Origin of the sequence: Streptomyces jeddahensis (genome assembly GCF_001642995.1) — a bacterium.
Classification (GTDB): domain Bacteria; phylum Actinomycetota; class Actinomycetes; order Streptomycetales; family Streptomycetaceae; genus Streptomyces; species Streptomyces jeddahensis.
On record NZ_LOHS01000116.1, the window covers coordinates 58506 to 76256 of the forward strand.

At 71.7% G+C, this 17751-nt stretch carries 16 protein-coding genes and 2 pseudogenes; 9 read left to right on the plus strand and 9 right to left on the minus strand.

Features of this window, described 5'->3' with window-relative positions; translation table 11 throughout:
- Window positions 1-74 precede the first annotated feature (74 nt).
- Window positions 75-2150 (plus strand): SpoIIE family protein phosphatase, encoded by a 2076-nt coding sequence (locus STSP_RS27790; RefSeq protein ID WP_067283520.1) that lies wholly within the window; start codon window positions 75-77, stop codon window positions 2148-2150.
- A 101-nt stretch (window positions 2151-2251) separates the two neighbouring features.
- Entirely contained in the window at window positions 2252-3112 is an 861-nt protein-coding gene (locus tag STSP_RS27795) for an Fpg/Nei family DNA glycosylase (RefSeq protein WP_067283554.1), read from the plus strand.
- Between the two features lie 33 nt (window positions 3113-3145).
- On the opposite strand, the gene STSP_RS27800 is transcribed toward STSP_RS27795, so the two are convergent.
- Entirely contained in the window at window positions 3146-3799 is a 654-nt protein-coding gene (locus STSP_RS27800; RefSeq protein WP_067283522.1) for a zf-HC2 domain-containing protein, read from the minus strand.
- A 189-nt stretch (window positions 3800-3988) separates the two neighbouring features.
- Between STSP_RS27800 and STSP_RS27805 the strand changes: the two genes are divergently transcribed.
- From STSP_RS27805 to STSP_RS27820, 4 genes are all read left to right on the plus strand, one after another.
- Window positions 3989-4741 carry a LytR/AlgR family response regulator transcription factor gene (locus tag STSP_RS27805; RefSeq protein WP_067283524.1) on the plus strand — a complete coding sequence of 251 codons (753 nt, stop codon included), beginning with the start codon at window positions 3989-3991 and terminating at the stop codon, window positions 4739-4741.
- Between the two features lie 110 nt (window positions 4742-4851).
- Window positions 4852-5190: a hypothetical protein gene (locus tag STSP_RS27810; protein ID WP_067283530.1), complete on the plus strand. Its 339-nt coding sequence runs from the start codon at window positions 4852-4854 to the stop codon at window positions 5188-5190.
- Entirely contained in the window at window positions 5187-6773 is a 1587-nt protein-coding gene (locus STSP_RS27815) for a sodium/solute symporter (RefSeq protein ID WP_078067561.1), read from the plus strand. The genes STSP_RS27810 and STSP_RS27815 overlap by 4 nt, the downstream gene beginning before the upstream one ends.
- Entirely contained in the window at window positions 6770-7981 is a 1212-nt protein-coding gene (locus tag STSP_RS27820) for a sensor histidine kinase (protein WP_067283532.1), read from the plus strand. Before STSP_RS27815 ends, STSP_RS27820 begins: the two co-directional genes overlap by 4 nt.
- 89 nt (window positions 7982-8070) lie before the next feature.
- Here STSP_RS27820 and STSP_RS27825 read toward each other — a convergent pair whose 3' ends face one another.
- Window positions 8071-8586, minus strand: coding sequence for a hypothetical protein (locus tag STSP_RS27825; protein ID WP_067283534.1), 516 nt, complete (start codon window positions 8584-8586; stop codon window positions 8071-8073).
- Between the two features lie 134 nt (window positions 8587-8720).
- Window positions 8721-9263 carry a sigma-70 family RNA polymerase sigma factor gene (locus tag STSP_RS27830; protein ID WP_067283555.1) on the minus strand — a complete coding sequence of 181 codons (543 nt, stop codon included), beginning with the start codon at window positions 9261-9263 and terminating at the stop codon, window positions 8721-8723.
- 267 nt (window positions 9264-9530) lie between these two features.
- Here STSP_RS27830 and STSP_RS27835 point away from each other — a divergent pair, with 267 nt between their 5' ends.
- Window positions 9531-10733, plus strand: coding sequence for a CapA family protein (locus tag STSP_RS27835; RefSeq protein WP_067283535.1), 1203 nt, complete (start codon window positions 9531-9533; stop codon window positions 10731-10733).
- An 8-nt stretch (window positions 10734-10741) separates the two neighbouring features.
- Here STSP_RS27835 and STSP_RS27840 read toward each other — a convergent pair whose 3' ends face one another.
- Window positions 10742-12187 carry an amino acid permease gene (locus STSP_RS27840; protein WP_067283537.1) on the minus strand — a complete coding sequence of 482 codons (1446 nt, stop codon included), beginning with the start codon at window positions 12185-12187 and terminating at the stop codon, window positions 10742-10744.
- Window positions 12188-12303: 116 nt separating this feature from the next.
- Window positions 12304-12765: a universal stress protein gene (locus STSP_RS27845; RefSeq protein WP_067283539.1), complete on the minus strand. Its 462-nt coding sequence runs from the start codon at window positions 12763-12765 to the stop codon at window positions 12304-12306.
- A gap of 208 nt (window positions 12766-12973) precedes the next feature.
- Between STSP_RS27845 and STSP_RS27850 the strand changes: the two genes are divergently transcribed.
- Window positions 12974-13849, plus strand: coding sequence for a polysaccharide deacetylase family protein (locus STSP_RS27850; RefSeq protein WP_067283541.1), 876 nt, complete (start codon window positions 12974-12976; stop codon window positions 13847-13849).
- 97 nt (window positions 13850-13946) lie between these two features.
- Here STSP_RS27850 and STSP_RS27855 read toward each other — a convergent pair whose 3' ends face one another.
- Complete coding sequence (locus STSP_RS27855) at window positions 13947-14618, minus strand: class F sortase (protein ID WP_067283542.1); 672 nt, start codon at window positions 14616-14618, stop codon at window positions 13947-13949.
- Window positions 14619-15001: 383 nt separating this feature from the next.
- Between STSP_RS27855 and STSP_RS27860 the strand changes: the two genes are divergently transcribed.
- A complete protein-coding gene (locus STSP_RS27860; protein WP_067283544.1) occupies window positions 15002-15889 on the plus strand; it encodes a hypothetical protein in 888 nt (295 codons plus the stop codon).
- 480 nt (window positions 15890-16369) lie between these two features.
- Here STSP_RS27860 and STSP_RS27865 read toward each other — a convergent pair whose 3' ends face one another.
- From STSP_RS27865 to STSP_RS27875, 3 genes and pseudogenes are all read right to left on the minus strand, one after another.
- Window positions 16370-16600, minus strand: a complete 231-nt coding sequence (locus STSP_RS27865; RefSeq protein WP_067283546.1) for a hypothetical protein — start codon at window positions 16598-16600, stop codon at window positions 16370-16372.
- 82 nt (window positions 16601-16682) lie between these two features.
- Window positions 16683-17316: pseudogene (locus STSP_RS27870) on the minus strand (bestrophin-like domain).
- 45 nt (window positions 17317-17361) lie between these two features.
- Window positions 17362-17751 (minus strand): annotated as a pseudogene (locus STSP_RS27875) (hypothetical protein); the annotation flags it as partial.

The window sequence follows — 17751 nt, forward strand, 5'->3', positions numbered from 1 at the left end:
AGGGCGACAGGAACAGCACGGTACGCGAGCGGTAAGAAGTCGAAGAATCAGCCAAGTGGTGGCAAGGTGGCACCATGGCTGACCGCGGAGCGGGTGGCCTGTCACTCCCGGACGACTGGCCTGCAGACCCTGACCCCATCCTCGCCCTCAACCGCACAGGCTGTTTCGACTGGGACCTGGGCAGCGGTCTCATGCACATGGACGTGCACGCCCTCGAGGTCTTCGACCTGCTGCCCGGCGAGTACGACGGCAGGCCCGGCTCCCTCGGCGTCCGCGTCCCCCCTTTCGAGGCCCACCGCCTGGACGAGACCGTCTCCCAGGCCCTCAAGGACGGAAGCGAGGACTACGGCGCGTACTTCCGCGTCCGCCGCCGTGACGGCTCCATGCGCTGGACCCACACCCAGGGCTGCATACGGCGTGACGCGTCGGGCCGCCCCAGACGCATTGTGGGCGTCGTCCGCGACGCCACGCAGGAGCTGAGCGACATCACGGCACGGCGGGTGCTCGCGGACGAGGAGGTGGCGCGGCGCCGGCAGACCAGCATCGTGCAGGGCACCACCGCCGCGCTCGCCCACGCACGCACCGTCCAGGACGTCATCGACGTGCTCAACGACAGCCACGGCCTCACCCACCTCGGCGCGTCGAGCCTGGTCATGGGGCTCGTCGAGGCCGGGCGGATCCGGCTCGTCGCCGAGGGCCCCAAGGACAGCTACGTACCCGGCACCCGCATCACACGCATCGACGAGCCCTATCCGATGGGCGAGGTCGTCCGCACGATGGCGCCGCGGTTCATCGAGTCGCCGGAGGACTTCGCGGCGTCGTACCCGATCCTGTGGCCGCACATCACGCATCTGGGCATCACGTCCGCCGCCTATCTGCCGCTCATCGCACAGGCCAAGCCCATCGGCGCGCTCGGACTGCTCTACCACGCCAAGACGGGCTTCACCGACGAGGAACGCAACGTCCTCATCGCGCTCGGCAGCAGCATCGCTCAGAGCCTGCAGCGCGCCATGTTCTACGAGCAGGAGAAGGACGTCGCCAAGAGCCTCCAGCAGGCCATGCTGCCGCGCGCGATTCCGCCCGTCGCGGGCGCCGACATCGCCGTGCGCTACCGGTCCGCGGCGCTCGGCCGGGACATCGGCGGCGACTGGTACGACGTGATCCCGCTGCCGGGCGGCCGGGTCGGGGCCGTCATCGGCGACGTCCAGGGCCACGACGCGCACGCCGCCGCGGTGATGGGGCAGCTGCGCATCGTCCTGCGCGCCTACGCCGCCGAGGGCCACAGCCCGCCCACGGTCATGGCCCGCGCCTCCGTCTTCCTGCACGAACTCGACACCGAGCGCATGGCCACCTGCCTTTACGCGGACGCCGACCTTGCGACGGGTGTCGTGCAGCTGGTCCGGGCCGGGCACCTCGACCCGGTGGTGCGGCAGCTCGACGGCAGCTGCCGCCGGGTGCCCGTCGACGGCGGGCTGCCGCTCGGCCTCTCCGCCGACTTCGGGCAGCTGGAATACCCGGTGACGACCATGGAGCTGGACCCCGGTCAGACCCTCCTGCTCTGCACCGACGGCCTCGTCGAACAGCCCGGCGCGGATCTCGACGACGGCATGCTGGCCCTCGCGGAGCTCGTCCACTCCGGACCCGCCGATCTGCCGGACCTCGCCGACCTGCTCTGCGATGCGGTCGACGACAGGGGCGGCGAAGACGACGTCGCCCTGCTGCTCCTGCGCCGCTGCAGCACGAACGTCCCGCAGTCCGGCGGACGCCTCCAGCAGCACGTCCCGCTGGGCGACCCGGAGGCGCTCACCGAGTCCCGGCACATGATCCGCGCGGCGGTACGGGCCTGGGGCGCCCACGACCGCGCCGACGACATCGAACTCATCGCCGACGAGCTGATCACCAACTCGCTCGTGCACACCGAGGGCGCGGCGATCGTCACCCTGCGGGTGCTCAGCGGATCCGAACGGCGGCTCCGCGTCGAGGTGGAGGACTCCTCCAGCGCCCTGCCGCACCGCCGCGACGCCGGTCCCGGCGGCCTCTCCGGGCGCGGCCTCCTTCTCGTGGACCGCCTCACGGACGTGTGGGGCGTGGAGGCACGCGGCGGCGGAAAGATCGTGTGGTGCGAGTTCGTGGTGCCGGCCCGTGCCTGAATGCCCCGCTGCCGTATCCGTCACCGCGCCTGCCCGGCACGGGCCCCCTGATGGCACTCTGGCTCCTGCCCGGCACGGGTCCCTGGTGGCACTCTGGTTCCATGCCGGAGCTCCCCGAGGTCGAAGCGCTCAAGGACTTCCTCACCGACCACCTCGCCGGTCGCGAGATCGTGCGGGTGCTGCCCGTCGCGGTCAGCGTCCTCAAGACGTACGATCCGCCGCTCACCGCCCTGGAAGGGCGGGCTGTCACCGCCGTCGGCAGGTACGGCAAGTTCCTGGACCTCGACGCCGACGGGCTCCACTTCGTCGTCCATCTGGCCCGTGCCGGCTGGCTGCAGTGGAAGGACCGCCTGCCCGACGGGCCTCCGCGCCCCGGAAAGGGCCCGCTGGCCCTGCGTGTCGCGCTGGAGACGGGCGAGGGCTTCGACCTGACCGAGGCCGGGACGCAGAAACGGCTCGCCGTGTACGTCGTCCACGATCTTTCCGAGGTCCCCGGCATCGCCCGGCTCGGCCCCGACCCGCTCGCCGCCGACTTCGACGAGCAGCGCTTCGCGAAGCTCCTCGAGGACGAACGGCGGCAGCTCAAGGGCGCCCTGCGCGACCAGAGCCTGATCGCCGGCGTCGGCAACGCCTACAGCGACGAGATCCTGCACGCCGCGCAGATGTCGCCGTTCAAGCTCGCCTCGAGCCTCACCGGTGAGGAGACGCACCGGCTCTACGAAGCGCTCCGGGCCACCCTTGCCGAGGCCGTCGAGCGGGCCCGCGGGGTTGCGGCGGGGCGGCTGAAGGCCGAGAAGAAGAGCGGGCTGCGGGTGCACGGGCGCACCGGTGAGCCGTGTCCCGTGTGCGGTGACACCATCCGCGAGGTGTCGTTCAGCGACTCGTCTCTGCAGTACTGCGCGACGTGTCAGACGGGTGGGAAGCCGCTCGCGGATCGGAGGATGTCGCGGCTGCTCAAGTGAGCGGTGGTCTTTCCCCCACCCCCACGGGCTGAATCATGGCCGCCCAAACACGACCAGCAGCCCTCCGTCCGCCGTCCGTATCTCGAAGTGGTCGATCTCGTCCGGGTGGAGGGCCGTGCCCGCCTCCGTCGTCATCGGTGTTCTCGCCTCGCCCGTGGCGGTCCAGCTCGCCACCCTCTGTTCCGTGCCGTCCTTGCCGACGGCCACCAGTTCGCACACGCGCGGGCCGACCGCGTCCCACACCTCCAGCGCCACCTGCGTCCCCCAGGCGCGGTCCTGCGTCGTCAGCGTCGCCGCCACACCGGTCCGTCCGTCGCGGGCGGTCACCCGCGCCGCCGTATCCGCACCGGACCCTGCGACGATCGCGGCGGCAGGGCCCGCCACGGCGAGCACCAGCGCGGCGGCCGCCGTGCACAGCCAGCGGCGGCGCCGCGCCCGGCTGATCAGCGCCACCTCGGCGAGGAGCCGGTCCAGGAGCCGGGCCCGCGGGGCCGTCAGCGGTGGGACACCGAGTGGTGTGGCCCGCGCGTACAGCATCAACTGCCGTACGGCCGGACCGAATTCACTCACTTGTGCCACACAGGCGGGGCACTCCATGAGATGCTCCTCGAAGCGGAAGGCGTCCGTCGCGTCGAGGACGCCCAGCGCGTAGGCGCCTGCGTCGCGATGGCGGTCAAGGGACCTCATGCCGAATCCTCGTGCCGGTGCTGCTGGTCAGGGTCACGGCCCCGCTGCTCGGGGGCGGTACTGCTCGCCCGTGGCGGTGTAGTTCGTCCGTGGCGGCGTTGTTCGTCCTCCCGTACGCAGCAGGCCGCCGAAACACTCACGCTCCACCCGGATTGGCCCCGCCCGGGTGACCACCTAGACTCCAGCCGCATGCTGCGCGTACTGGCCGTCGACGACGAGGAACCCGCCCTCGCCGAGCTGCTCTACCTGCTGCGGGCCGACCCGCGGGTGCGCAGCGCGGAGGGCGCCACCGACGCGACCGACGCGCTGCGCCGGATCGGCCGCGCCCTCGACGCGGGTCCCGACGGCGGCGACGCGATCGACGTGCTGTTCCTCGACATCCAGATGGCGGGCCTCACCGGGCTCGACGTCGCCCGCCTCATCGCGGGCTTCGCGCGGCCCCCGCTGATCGTGTTCGTCACCGCCCACGAGGACTTCGCCGTGCAGGCATTCGACCTCAAGGCCGTCGACTACGTCCTCAAGCCCGTCCGCAGGGAGCGCCTCGCGGAGGCGGTGCGCCGGGTCGCCGAACAGGCCGCGGTCGCCCGGCCGCCCGCCATCGACCGGTCCGCCGACCGCATCCCGGTCGAGCTCGGCGGCATCACCCGCCTCGTGAACATCGCCGACATCGCGTACGCCGAAGCGCAGGGCGACTACGCACGTCTGCACACCGCCGACGGCAGCCACCTCGTGCGCATCCCGCTCTCCACCCTCGAGGAACGCTGGCAGCCGCACGGTTTCGTGCGGATACACCGGCGGCACCTCGTCGCGCTGCACCGCATCGACGAACTGCGGCTGGACGGGGGCGGCATGAGCGTCCGGATAGGCGACGCCGTCCTCGCCGTCAGCCGGCGGCACGCCAGCCGGGTCCGCGAGCTGCTGATGCGGCAGGCGGGCTCCTGACCACCGTCCCTCACCTGCCGTCCTGACCTGCCCCTTCCGCTGAAGCCGGAGCGCTGCCTACACTCCACGCCGTGTCCGCCAGCGCTGAGCCAGCACCCCGCCGCGAGGTCGTGACGGGCGAGCCCCGCAGGGTGCACCGGCTGCCGCGGCACCGCACCCAGTGGGAGATCGACGAGCAGACGACGCTCGGAGCCGCCTACGTCCGCTCCCTCATGCGCAGCCAGCTGCGCGCCGGGATCGCCGCGTTCGCCGTGCTCGCCCTGCCGGTCGTCACCATGCCGCTGTTCTTCGGCGCGCTGCGCAACGCCACCGTCGTCTGGGCAGTCCTCGGCTTCGGCTGCTACCCGCTGCTCGTCCTCATCGCCTGGTGGTACGTGCGGCGCGCCGAGCGCAACGAACGCGCCTTCGCCCGCCTCGTCCGCGGCGCCGACCCCCCGGGGACACCGTGAACGAGGCCTACGCCATACCCGCGGTCGCCGTCGTCGTCCTCGCCACCGTCCTCATCGGCGGCTTCGGGCTGCGCATCTCCCGTACGACGTCCGACTTCTACGTGGCCTCGCGCACCGTGGGGCCGTCGCTGAACGCGGCCGCGATCAGCGGCGAGTACCTGTCCGCGGCCTCCTTCCTGGGGGTCGCGGGACTGGTCCTCGTGTACGGCCCTGACATGCTCTGGTACCCCGTCGGCTACACCGCCGGGTATCTCGTCCTGCTCGTCTTCGTGGCCGCGCCGCTGCGCCGCTCCGGCGCCTACACCCTGCCCGACTTCGCCGAAGGCCGTCTGGAATCCCGGCAGGTGCGCACGGTGGTCAGCGTCCTCGTGGTGGGCGTGGGCTGGCTGTACCTGGTGCCCCAGCTCCAGGGCGCCGGGCTCACGCTGCAGATCCTCACCGGGGCGCCGCGCTGGCTCGGCGGGGCGCTCGTGGCGGCCGTCGTGGTGCTCGCCGTCGCCGCGGGCGGCATGCGCAGCATCACCTTCGTGCAGGCATTCCAGTACTGGCTCAAGCTCACCGCGCTGCTGGTCCCGGCCTTCTTCCTGCTGCTCGCCTGGCACCGTGACGGCGGTGCGCCGCCCGCGTTCCCGGCGGGACCGGAGCTGCCGTCCTCCGGGGCCGGCACCGGGCAGCCGATCGCCACCAGCCGCGCTGACCACCCGCTGTACGCGACGTACGGACTGATCGTCGCCACCTTCCTCGGCACCATGGGACTCCCGCACGTCGTCGTCCGCTTCTACACCAGCCCCAACGGGCGCGCCGCGCGCCGCACCACCGTCTTCGTGCTCGCCCTGATCGGGTTCTTCTATCTGCTGCCGCCGCTGTACGGCTGGCTCGGCCGCCTGTACGCGCCCGAGCTCACGCATGCACCGGACGCGGACGCCGCCGTGCTGCTGCTGCCGGGGCGGACCGTCGGAGGGATCGGCGGCGACCTGCTGGGCGCGCTCGTCGCGGGTGGGGCGTTCGCGGCGTTCCTGTCGACCGCGTCCGGCCTCACCATGGCCGTGGCGGGGGTACTCAGCCAGGACGTGCTGCCCGCGCGTGGCGTACGGCACTTCCGTCTGGCGACCGTCCTCGCGATGACCGTGCCGCTCGGCGGGACGCTGCTGGTCAGCGCGGTGCCGGTGGCGGACGCGGTCGGCATGGCGTTCGCGGTGTCCGCGTCCTCGTTCTGCCCGCTGCTGGTGCTCGGCATCTGGTGGCGGCGGCTCACCCCGCCCGGCGCGCTCGCCGGGCTGATTCTCGGCGGCGGCTCGGCGCTCGCCGCGGTGACACTGACGTTCGCCGAGGTGGTGCGGTCCGGCTGGCTGCACACCCTGCTCGCCTGGCCCGCCATCTGGTCGGTGCCGGTCGGCTTCCTGGCCATGATCCTGGTCTCGCTCGCCACACCGGGGCACATCCCGCCGCACACCAGCGCCACGATGACGCGCCTGCACCTGCCGGAGTCGCTGACCGTCCGCCAGACCGCGGCGGCCGCCGAGGGCGGCGGTACGGGTACGCGGGCCGAGGCCGGCAGCACCGGCACCCGGGAGGGACCGTGACCGGGACCGCGGCCGCCGTGCTCCTCGCGCTCTGCCCGCTGCTGCTCGCCGGCGGGTTCCTGCTCGGGCGCCGTACCGCTCATCCCGCCGGGCGCAGCGACGTCGGCTCGCCCGTCGAGCACGCCACCTTCGAGACCCTGCACACCGCGTCGCTCGCGGCGCCGCCGCTGCGCGCCGGGCTCACCGAGGACACCGCACGCAAGTCGGCCCGGCGGCTGCGTTCGCTGCTCGGCACCGACGCGCTGTGCCTCACCAACCGGTCCACGGTGCTGGCCTGGGACGGCACCGGCGAACACCACGCCAAGCAGGTCATGGAGCGGCTCGCGGGACTGCTCTCCACCGGCCGGGGCGCCGCCTTCGACTGCGGCTGCGACTCCGTCGACTGTCCGCTGCGCTGGGCGGTGGCCGCGCCGATCGTCGTGGACCAGCGGGTCCTCGGCGCCCTCATCGCATACGCGCCCCGCGACTCCGCCGTACTCGCCCGGGCCGCCGACGAGGTGGCCCGCTGGGTCTCCGTCCAGCTGGAGCTCGCCGAGCTCGACCGGTCCCGCACCCGCGTCATCGAGGCGGAGATCAAGGCGCTGCGCGCGCAGATCTCCCCGCACTTCATCTTCAACTCGCTCGCGGCCATCGCGTCCTTCGTCCGCACGGACCCCGAACGGGCCCGCGAACTGCTGCTTGAATTCGCGGACTTCACCCGCTACTCGTTCCGCCGGCACGGCGAGTTCACGACGCTCGCCGACGAGCTGCACTCCATCGACCAGTACCTGGCGCTGGTGCGGGCCCGCTTCGGCGACCGGCTCGCGGTCACGCTGCAGATCGCACCCGAGGTGCTGCCGGTGTCGCTGCCGTTCCTGTGCCTGCAGCCGCTGGTGGAGAACGCCGTCAAGCACGGCCTGGAGGGCGCCGTCACGCGCAGCCGCATCACGATCAGCGCGCAGGACGCGGGGGCGGAGGCGGAGGTCGTCATCGAGGACGACGGGGTGGGCATGGAGCCGGAGGCGCTGCGGCGGATCCTGCGCGGGGATGCCGGCCCGTCGGCCGGTATCGGTCTGTCGAACGTGGACGAGCGGCTGCGTCAGGTCTTCGGCGACGACTACGGGCTCGTCATCGAGACCGGCGTGGGCGCGGGCATGAAGATCACGGTACGGATCCCCAAGTACCGCGCCGGTGTGCACTCCTCGCCGGCCGACCACGATCCGACGTGACGCGCACGTGGTGAACCGGCGGCGGCCGGATCAGCGGCCGGCCGGATCAGGCGGATGGCCGACGATCAGAACAGGTGGATGGCCGGCGGTCAGAACAGGTGGATCGCCAGATGCCCCAGCGGCAGCCCCAGCTGCCAGGCCGGCGTCCACACCTTCGGCGCGTCGTCCTCGCCCGGGACGGCACCGCTGCCGGGGACGGAGTCCAGGTCGGGCGCCAGCAGCTCCGTCTCCTCCAGCCAGCGCCAGGCCGCGACCGCAAGTTCCAGATCGGGCGAGGGGTCGCCGGACTCCCGCTCCTGGGCCGTCAGCCGGTCCATGTGCTCGCGCACCCACTCGTGCCACGGCTGGTCGTGCGCCGTCAGCGACAGCCAGGTCTCCAGCTGCGTGACCACCCGGATGCCGGGAAGCTCCCCGCCGGTGTCGGACAGGAAGATCGTCAGCGCCAGCGCGTCGCGCCCGGCACGAAACTCGAAGGACGTGGGCGGCATGAGGTCGCCGGTACGCAGCAGCTCGTCCGCGATGTACTCGGCGTACAACCAGGCCATGGGCACGGTGAGTTCGCCGCCGCCGGTGCCGCCCGCACTGTCTTTGCTCCTGTGCAGCATCGTGTCCTGCCTCCTCCGGTCCAAGCGCGTCCCGGGCCCCGGGCCCTCCATCCGGAACACGGATGAGGACAGCCGATTACTCAACCGGGGGTCCGGGCAAGGCGCTTTACAGAGGTTTGACCCGGCATGGCGTTTCATTGCAGGTCGGTTGCGTATTCCTGCAGAACCCTGCGCAGCGCGCGTAGTGCGTAGTACGCACGGGACTTCACCGTACCGGGCGGAATCCCGAGGGCTTCCGCGGCCTCCGCCACACTCGCCCCGCGGAAGTACACGTGCAACAGAACTGCACGGTGTTCCGGGGTGAGAGTCTTCACAGCCTCCCGCACGTCGAGCGTGGCCGCCGACCGTTCGGCGTGATCCGCGCACACGCGGGCGTTCTCCAGGACGGCGTCCCCGACCTCGGCGGGACGGGCCTGCTGGGCCCGGCGTGCGTCGATGGCCAGCCGCCGGCCGACCGTGAACAGCCAGGGCCGTACGGAGTCGTAGGCGTCGGCGCTCAGCGCCTCGGGATGCTGCCAGGCGCGGACGAACGTCTCCTGCACGAGGTCCTCGGCACGTTGCCGGTCCCCGTCGGAGAGCCTGAGCAGCAGGGCGAAGAGGGGCCCGCCGTGCTCGCGCTGCAGCTCGGCCAGTTCCCGCTCGCCGGTCGTCCTCGTCATTGTGGTCGTGCCGGTCATGGGCGTATGGCAGCGCAGCCCGCCGCGTACGGACAGATCGCGGACACGGCTCTGCGACGGGCGGTCGATGCGGTCGACGAGCGGTGCGGTGAACGGGCCACTGGTGCGGCCCGGTGGTGCGGTCCGGCCGGGCTCATCCGCGGTGTGCGAAACCATGCGCACCGGCCACCGTTTCAGGGACAGCTACGGTATGGGTGTTTGATCCTGTTCTTTCCGGTACGCGAACTTAAGCGGACCACATCCCTTGAGGCGGAAGGCCGGGCTGCGATGACACAGCGCACACGACGCATGCGCCGGGGAACGGCGCTCGGGGCTACGGTGCTGATCGGGGCCGCCGCGGGCTGCACGGTGGCGGACCCGGCACCGATGGACCCGGCACCGCCGCGCCACCGGGCCCTGCAGCAGAGCCCCGCCCCGTCGGCCGCGAACGGAGGCGGCCGCGCGCAGCGCGGGTTCACCCTCGTCGCCTCCGGAGACGTCCTGCCGCACTCCTCGGTCATCCGCCAGGCGAACGCCGACGCGGGCGGCGACGGTTACGACTTCCGGCCCATGCTCGCCGCCGCCAAGCCCGTCGTGGCCAAGGCAGACCTGGCGATCTGCCATATGGAGACGGTGTACGGCGCGCAGGGCCACTACAGCGGCTACCCCATGTTCAAGTCGCCGCCGGAGGTGGCCGAGGCCCTCGCCGAGACCGGCTACGACACCTGCTCCACCGCCTCCAACCACACCCTCGACGACGGCCTCGACGGCGTCCGCCGCACCCTGGACGCGCTCGACGCGGCGGGCGTCCGGCACGCGGGCTCGGCGCGCACGGCCGCCGAGGCGCAGAGACCGGCATGGCTGCGTGCGGGTACGGCCAAGGTCGCCCACCTCGCATACACGTACGGCACCAACGGCATCCCGCGCCCCACGGGGAAGCCGTGGGCCGTCCATCTGATCGACCGCCGCACCATCGTCGCCGATGCCCGGGCCGCCCGCACAGCAGGAGCCGACGTGGTGGTCGTCTCGCTGCACTGGGGCACCGAGTGGCAGGAAGAGCCCGACCGGCGCCAGCTGTCGCTCGGCCGGCAGCTCACCGCGTCCACGACCGGCGGCCGCCCGGACATCGACCTGATCATCGGCACGCACGCGCACATCCCGCAGGCCTACGAGAAGGTCAACGGCACATGGATCGTCTACGGCATGGGGGACCAGGTCGCCGGCCGCATGTACAACCACGGGGGCGCGCACGATCCGCGCGGGAACCAGAGCAGCATCGCCCGCTTCACCTTCGCGCCGCCCGGCCGGACCGGCGGCCGGTGGACGGTGGAGAAAGCCGAGTTCATCCCGCAGTGGTTCGACCCCGACACCGGCCGGGTCGTCCGTCTCGGCACCGCTACGGACGCCGGGCTCGGGTACGTACGCGACCGGATCCGCCGGGTCGTCCTCAGCCGCGGGGCGGCCGAGGACGGGCTGGTCATGGCGGAGTAGTCGGGCGGCTACGGCGCCGTACCACTCTCGGGTGCCGCTGCGGCCTTCGCCATCTCCGACTTGCGGTACGAGTACCCGAAGTAGATCACGAGGCCGACGGCGAACCACACGGCGAACCGCAACCAGGTCTGCGACTGCAGGAACGTGATCAGCCAGATGGAGAAGACGATTCCGAGGGCGGGCACGAAGGGCATCAACGGCGTGCGGAAGGTGCGCGGCAGGTCCGGCCTCCGGTAGCGCAGCACGATCACCGCGGCACACACCACGACGAACGCCAGCAGGATCCCGATGTTCGTCAGTTCGGCGGCCTCGCCGATCGGCAGGAACCCGGCGATCACGGCCGACGCGACACCGACGATCCACGTCACGCGCGTGGGCACATGCCGCGTCGGATGCGTCTTCGCGAACCACTTCGGCAGCAGCCCGTCGCGGCTCATCGCGAACCACACACGCGTGACGCCCAGCATGAACGTGAACATCACGGTGAGGATCCCGATGATCGCACCGACCGCGATGATGTCCGCGAGCCCGCTGAGACCGACCGACTTGAAGGCGGTGGAGAACCCGCTCTCCGGGTCGATCTCCGTGTAGTGCTGCATGCCGGTCAGCACCAGGCAGGCCGCCACGTACAGCACCATCGAGATCGCGAGCGAGTAGATGATCGCCTTGGGCATATGACGCTGCGCGTCCTTGGACTCCTCCGCGGCGGTCGACATGGCGTCGTACCCGAAGACCGCGAAGAAGACCGTCGCCGCACCCGTGAAGGCACCACCGATCCCGTACGGGAAGAACGGGCTGTAGTTGGCGGTGGTGATGTGGAAAACGCCGACACCGATCACCAGCAGTACGACCAGCACCTTGAGGGCGACCACGAACGTCTCGAACCGCGCGGCGTTCTTGATGCCGAGAGTCAGCAGGTACGCGATCAGCAGACACAGCAGCGCGGCGAACAGATCGACCCGGTGTCCTTCGCCGGTGCCGGGCGCGCCCAGCATCCAGGCGGGAAGGTCCAGGCCGGTCTCGCCCAGCAGGAAGCTGAAGTAGCCGGAGATGCCGATCGCGACCACCGCGACGATCGCGGTGTACTCGAGGAGCAGGTCCCAGCCGATGAACCAGCCCGCCAGCTCGCCGAGCACCGCATAGCCGTACGTGTACGCCGATCCCGCCCGGGGGATGAGGCCCGCGAACTCCGCGTACGACAGTGCCGCGGCGGCGCTCGCGACACCGGCGACGAGGAACGACACGAGCACCGCAGGACCCGCCGTGCCGTTGGCGACCGTGCCCGCGAGCGTGAAGATGCCGGCGCCGATGATGCCGCCCACGCCGATCGCGGTCAGCTGCCACAGGCCCAGCGTGCGGGTGAGTCTCTCGCTCTCGAGGCCCGCGTCGGCCTCCTCGATGTGTTCGATGGGTTTGCGGCGCAGTACGCCCTCACCCATGCGGAGCCGGGCCATGAGCCTCACCTCTTCGCGGACGACAGCCGACTGACGGGCCGGTCGGAACGGTCCAGGAGGAGCGGTGACAGAAGGTGCCACGCCCCTCACACATATGAGGCGTTCCCGCTTTTCCCTTATGGAACCACCGTCACAGGCCACCGCCCCGCCTTCACCAGCCGTACCGCCACGGAACCGATGATGCGGTGGCCCGCCTGCTCCGATGCGCCGACCACCACGGCGTCGGCCTTGAGCTCGTCCGCGGCGGTGACCAGGCCGTTGTACGGGTCGCCACGGAAGGTGTGGAACTCCCAGCGCACCTCGAATATGTCCTTCATGCGCGCGGCGGACTCGCGGATCTCGGTGATCAGCTCCTCGGCGATCGCGTCGGTCGTCTCTGCCACCGGGACACCGAGCGCGGCGCCCGTGGCCATGACGGGCTGCACATAGACGATGGCGAGCAGTGCCCGCTGCCGGCGGGCGAGGCCCGCGGCATAGGCCGCGGCCCGCCACGAGGAGTCGGAGCCGTCGACTCCCACCACGATCACCTTGGGGCCGTCCGTGCCCCGCTCGAACTGTGTGGACTGCTGATCGCTCACAGCCGTGAGGCTAGCGGAGACACGCAGGTCGCGGCCCTGGCGCGGTCAGCGGCCGAACCGGAGCGGTGCCGGGGGAGTGCGCGTCGGATTCGTGGGGGGCCGGCCCTCCTGCGTCGAACCGGAGGGCGCTGGCCCCAACGAGTGCTCTCCTTCACCCGTACAGGTACTGCCCGGCGGCAGCGGACCCCGGACGGGCGACCCATCAGTCATGAAAAAGGATCAGATGGTTTCGCGGCGCCGGGTGTTGCTGGGAGGCGCCGTCGTCCTCGCGGTGGCCGGCCAGGTCGGACTCTACGCCGTGGAGCCGACTGCCAACCGGGGCGCTCCCCACAAGGGAGCCCCGACGCCGGGAGCGCCGGCCCGGACGGGCGCCGCCGGACCCCCGCCGCGGACGCGGCAGCCCGTCAGGGCGTCCAGCTACCGGCTCCAGCCCCTCACCGGGTACGGCCCGCCACGCAGGGCACCCCTGCGCACACCGGTGCGACGGGCGCCGATCCTCAGCCTGTCGGGCCTCGGCCGCCGGATGGTGCTCACTTTCGACGACGGCCCCGACCCGCGCTACACCCCCGGCATCCTGAGCACCCTGCGCCGACACGACGTGCGCGCGATGTTCTTCGTCTGCGGCGGGATGGCCGCCGCCAACAAGGATCTGCTGCGTGAGATGGCCGACGACGGGCACGTGATCGGCAACCACACCTGGTCCCATCCGCTGCTCACGTCGCTCTCGCGGTCGGCGGTGCGCGACGAGATCGAGAGCACCAGCGAGCTCATCGAGAAAACGGTGGGCGAGCCGCCGCTCTGGTTCCGCGCTCCCTACGGGGCCTGGAACCGCTCGACATTCCAGATCGGCGCCGAACTCGGCATGGAGCCCCTCGCCTGGACCGTCGACACCGAAGACTGGACCACCCCCGGCACCGGCACCATCGTCACGCGCGTCATCGACGGTGCGGCGCCCGGCGTGGTGGTGCTCTCGCACGACGCGGGCGGCGACCGGTCCCAGAGCGTCGCGGCGCTGCGGAGGTATCTCCCGGACCTGCTGAAGGAGGGCTACGGCATCACCGTGCCCCGGAGAAGGCGTATCTGAGCAGACGCGAATTCCGAGCTGACGGGGAAGCTGACGGGCATGAAAAAGGCGGGCATCAGCCCGCCTTTTCTTGTCGCAGGTTCAGCTGACCGGAGGTTCAGCGGACGTCGACGAGGCGGGCGAAGACCACCACATTGCCGTCGTATCCGAACTGCTTGGTGAATCCGCCACCGCAGGTGATGACGCGCAGTTCTGCCTGTCCGGTGTTCCCATAGACCCGCTGTCCGGGGAAGTTGGCCTTTGAGAACACCTCGACGCCGTAGATCTCGAAAACCGCCGTCTTCTGGTCCGCTCGCTTGACCTCTACGCGGTTTCCTTTCTTGAGCGAGCCGAGCCCGTAGAAGACAGCCGGGCCCTTGTCGTTGTCCACGTGGCCGACGATCACGGCGGTGCCCTTCTCGCCGGGCGCCACGGCACCGGTGAACCAACCGGCGAGATTCGAGTCCTCAGGCGGCGGTGTCTGCACCCAGCCGTCGGGGGCGAGCCCCACGGCTGTGACCGGTGCGTCGACATTGATCGCGGGGATCCGCACCCGCTGGACCATCGAGAACGGAAGCGGATCCCGATTCGCCTTGGGCGGGGTCGTCCCGGTGGAGGCGCGGCCGTCCGCGGCCGCCGCGGCGGCGGGCTGCGGAGGTCCCTCGTTGAATTCCCCTGAGCCATTCCGCATCAGAGCGAGGCCGGTCAGCAGAACAAGCGCGATGACACCCCAGGGCGCGCGCTTCCTCCGTGGTACCTCCTCCTCTTCGGCCAGCTGATAGGAAGGCATTCTCCATCCCCTCTGACACGGCGGCCCTCCCGCCAATGCCTCAAGGGCCTGGGAGGTGCCTCCAGGCACGGCTGGGCCCGCCGCGTCCATTGCGTGTACGAGAACGTTAGGTCGGCCGCACGTGACCGGCGACCGAGGAAAGGCGAACGGGTGGCGGCCGAATTCTTCCTGCGCCATCCGAGTCGCAGTCGGCCGGAAATTTCTGACGGTGCGTGACCTGCGGCAATATCAGGTTGATCGCAATTCCACCGGCGTGTCTCCTCACCAGGACGGACGAGCCTCGAAATGCGGCCCTGAGCTGGGCGTCTGAGGGTCGGTCTGGAGGGCGCTCTCGCCGACCTTCCTGGGGACGTTCCCCGGGGCGCCTTCCCCGGAGGACTCACATGCGTACTACTCGTGCCCTGGCGGTCTCAGCCGCCGCGGTCGTCGCGCTCGGGCTCGCCGCACCGTCGGCCGTGGCCGGGGGGGACGAACCTAACAACAACAACGGATCCGGCAACGGCATCGGCGGCATCGGCCCCGGTCCCGGCCTTGGCGGTAACGGCTTCGGCCCGAACGGTCCCGGCCTCGGCGGCAACGACAAGGACAACGGCATCGGCGGATTCCCGGGCAATGGGTTCCCGGGGCTCGGCGGCAACGGGTTCCCGGGCAACGGGCTCGGTGGCAACGGGTTCCCACGATTCCCGGGCAACGGGCCCGGTGTCGGCGGTGCATTCGGCGACGACAACGACTTCGGGGACAACATCTCCGTGGCGCCCAGCGTCGTACGGCCGGGCGACCATGTGACGGTCACCGTCCGGGGCGTCGCGGGCGTCGTGTGCCAACTCGCGGGCAGCAAGGTCGAGTCCGGCGCCTTTGAGACCGCCCGGCTGCGCCCCAGCGGCGGTAACACCGCCACGGCCACCGCCACCATCAGGCGGGATGCCAAGGGCCCGTACGGCGTCAGCGCCAGGTGCGGGGGCCAGACCTTCAGCGACAACGAGAACGAGCTCGTTGTCATCCCCACGCGCAACGGGTTCGGCGGCAACGGAGCCGGCGGTGACCACGGCAACAACGGGGTCGGTGGCAACGGAGTCGGCGGTGACCGCGACGGTGACCGCGGCCGCGGCCGCGGCAACAACGGGTTGCCCGGGCCGGTGGCCGGCGGTCTCGGCGGCAGCCTCGCCGGCGCGACCGCCCCCGACATGGTCATCGGCGGTGGTCTGGTGGCCGCCTCGGCTGCGATCGGTGGTGTGTTCTGGCTGCGTCGACGGGCCGAGAAGAGGGGCTGACGACCGGCACGGCCACATGGAGACAGACCGCACACGACAGCCCTTCGCCCCGGACGGCACCCGATGAAGACGAGGTCCGGGGCGAAGGGCTGTCTGGCGCGAGGCTCCGGGGCGGGCCGCCACGCACGTCGCCGCGTTCACGGTGGTGCAGGCGGCGGGGACGGCTATGCCCTCCGGTACGGCTATGCCCTGCGGTGCGGCCGAGGCCACGCGTATCGCGTGCACGGTCTTCCTCCGGTCCCCGAGGTGCAGTCGCGGAACCCGCCCGCTTGCTGACGGAAATGCACCTCGATGCCGGAAACGCTAGGGAGGCCCGGGAGACGGCGCGATCGGGATCGGGCATACGGGGGAACCGTGTGGGCCGGGCGAGGGGTGTGGAGCGTAGAGGCGGGGGTTCTGGCCGCGCGAGGGGTGTGGAGCCCACAGGCGGGGATGCGGAGGCGGCGCGCAGCGCCTGCCGGCCGCGGCGACCGTGAAGGGTCAGGGAGCCGTCGCCTCGTCGGGCCGCCAGACGTGCGGCCGGGCGCCCCGCCATTCGACGAGATGCGGGTCGTCGAGCGCGATGTCGGCCTCGCCCAGTCCTGCGCGCCGCAGGAACTCGACCAGGTCCCGGTCGCTGTGCGCGGTGCCCACCGCGTGCCCCCGCACGGTGACCCGGCGCCCGCCACCGGCTGCGGGCGGGTGCACGACGATGGGCGCCTTCCAGGCCATACCCCCAGAGTGCGCCGGGGTCCGGCCCGGCGCACAGCAGTGTCACCCCGGGGCAGGGTCAGCCGCAGCGCGCCGGCCCGACTCACTTCGCAAGGCCGGGGAACAGCGCGTGGAAGCCCGCGGTGGCGGGGATGCCCCGGCCGTACGGAGCGTCGAAGCCCCAGATCAGGAAGAGCAGGAAGGCGATCAGGGCGGAGAACAGGCCGGCCAGGACGAGTTCGCGCGGCGTGCGGCGGATCTGGAGCGCGAAGATGATGCCGATGGTCACGACTCCGCCGGTGATCAGGCCGAACCACACCACTCCGGGCATCGTGGCGCCGGCCGGGTCGGCGCGCGCTCCCCGGGCGGTGTCCGCGGCGGCGACCTGGTCGAGCAGCGGCTGATGGGCCTGCGCCTCGAAGTCGGTCGCGGGCCGGTAGTCGGTGACGTCGTGGCGCAGGCGGTCGAGGATTGCCGTCCCCGGGCGGTGAGCTGCCCGCTGCGGGCCATCGTGTCCCACTCCGTGGTCACGACATGGCCGACGTACACGTCGACGTCGTCCCGGATCCGGTCGCGCACGTCGTCCGGGTAGACGCGGACCGCTCGGAGACCTCGTGGAGCGCCTGGGCCTCGGCGCGCACATGGTCCTGGGCGGCGCCGCGGGCCTCCCAGGCACCGCTGACCCGGCGGTGCCGGGTGACCGTGATGACGAGGACGACGGCGCACGCGGCGGCCATCGCGAGGGCGAGAACAAGCCATTCCGGCATGAGACCTCCGTGGGATCAGCGGGGCCGCAGTGCGGCTGCGGCGAGCACCGCGGGCGCGGTGACGAGCAAGGCCAGGGAGACGAGGGACGGGCCGCTCCGGGGCTTGCTGTTGCACTTGGGGCTGGCGATACGGCGGCGCTGCGCTCCGGTGCCGTGGCGGGCGGCCGGTGAGCCGGAGCCGGAGCTGGCGGGCGCGGTGACGGTGCCGGGGGTGGTGCCGGGGCGGGCGACTCCGAGCTGGGCGGAGACGGCGTCGGCGTTGGAGTCGGCGCGGGCGGGTGCGGGGACGGCGTACAGGTCGGCGGAGGAGGGGGAGGCGGCGAAGGGGTGGTCGGAGGTGTGTGGTGCGGCGGGCTCAGCAGGTCGGCGAAGTCCGCTGCGGTTCGGCAGCGCCCCGAAGGGGCG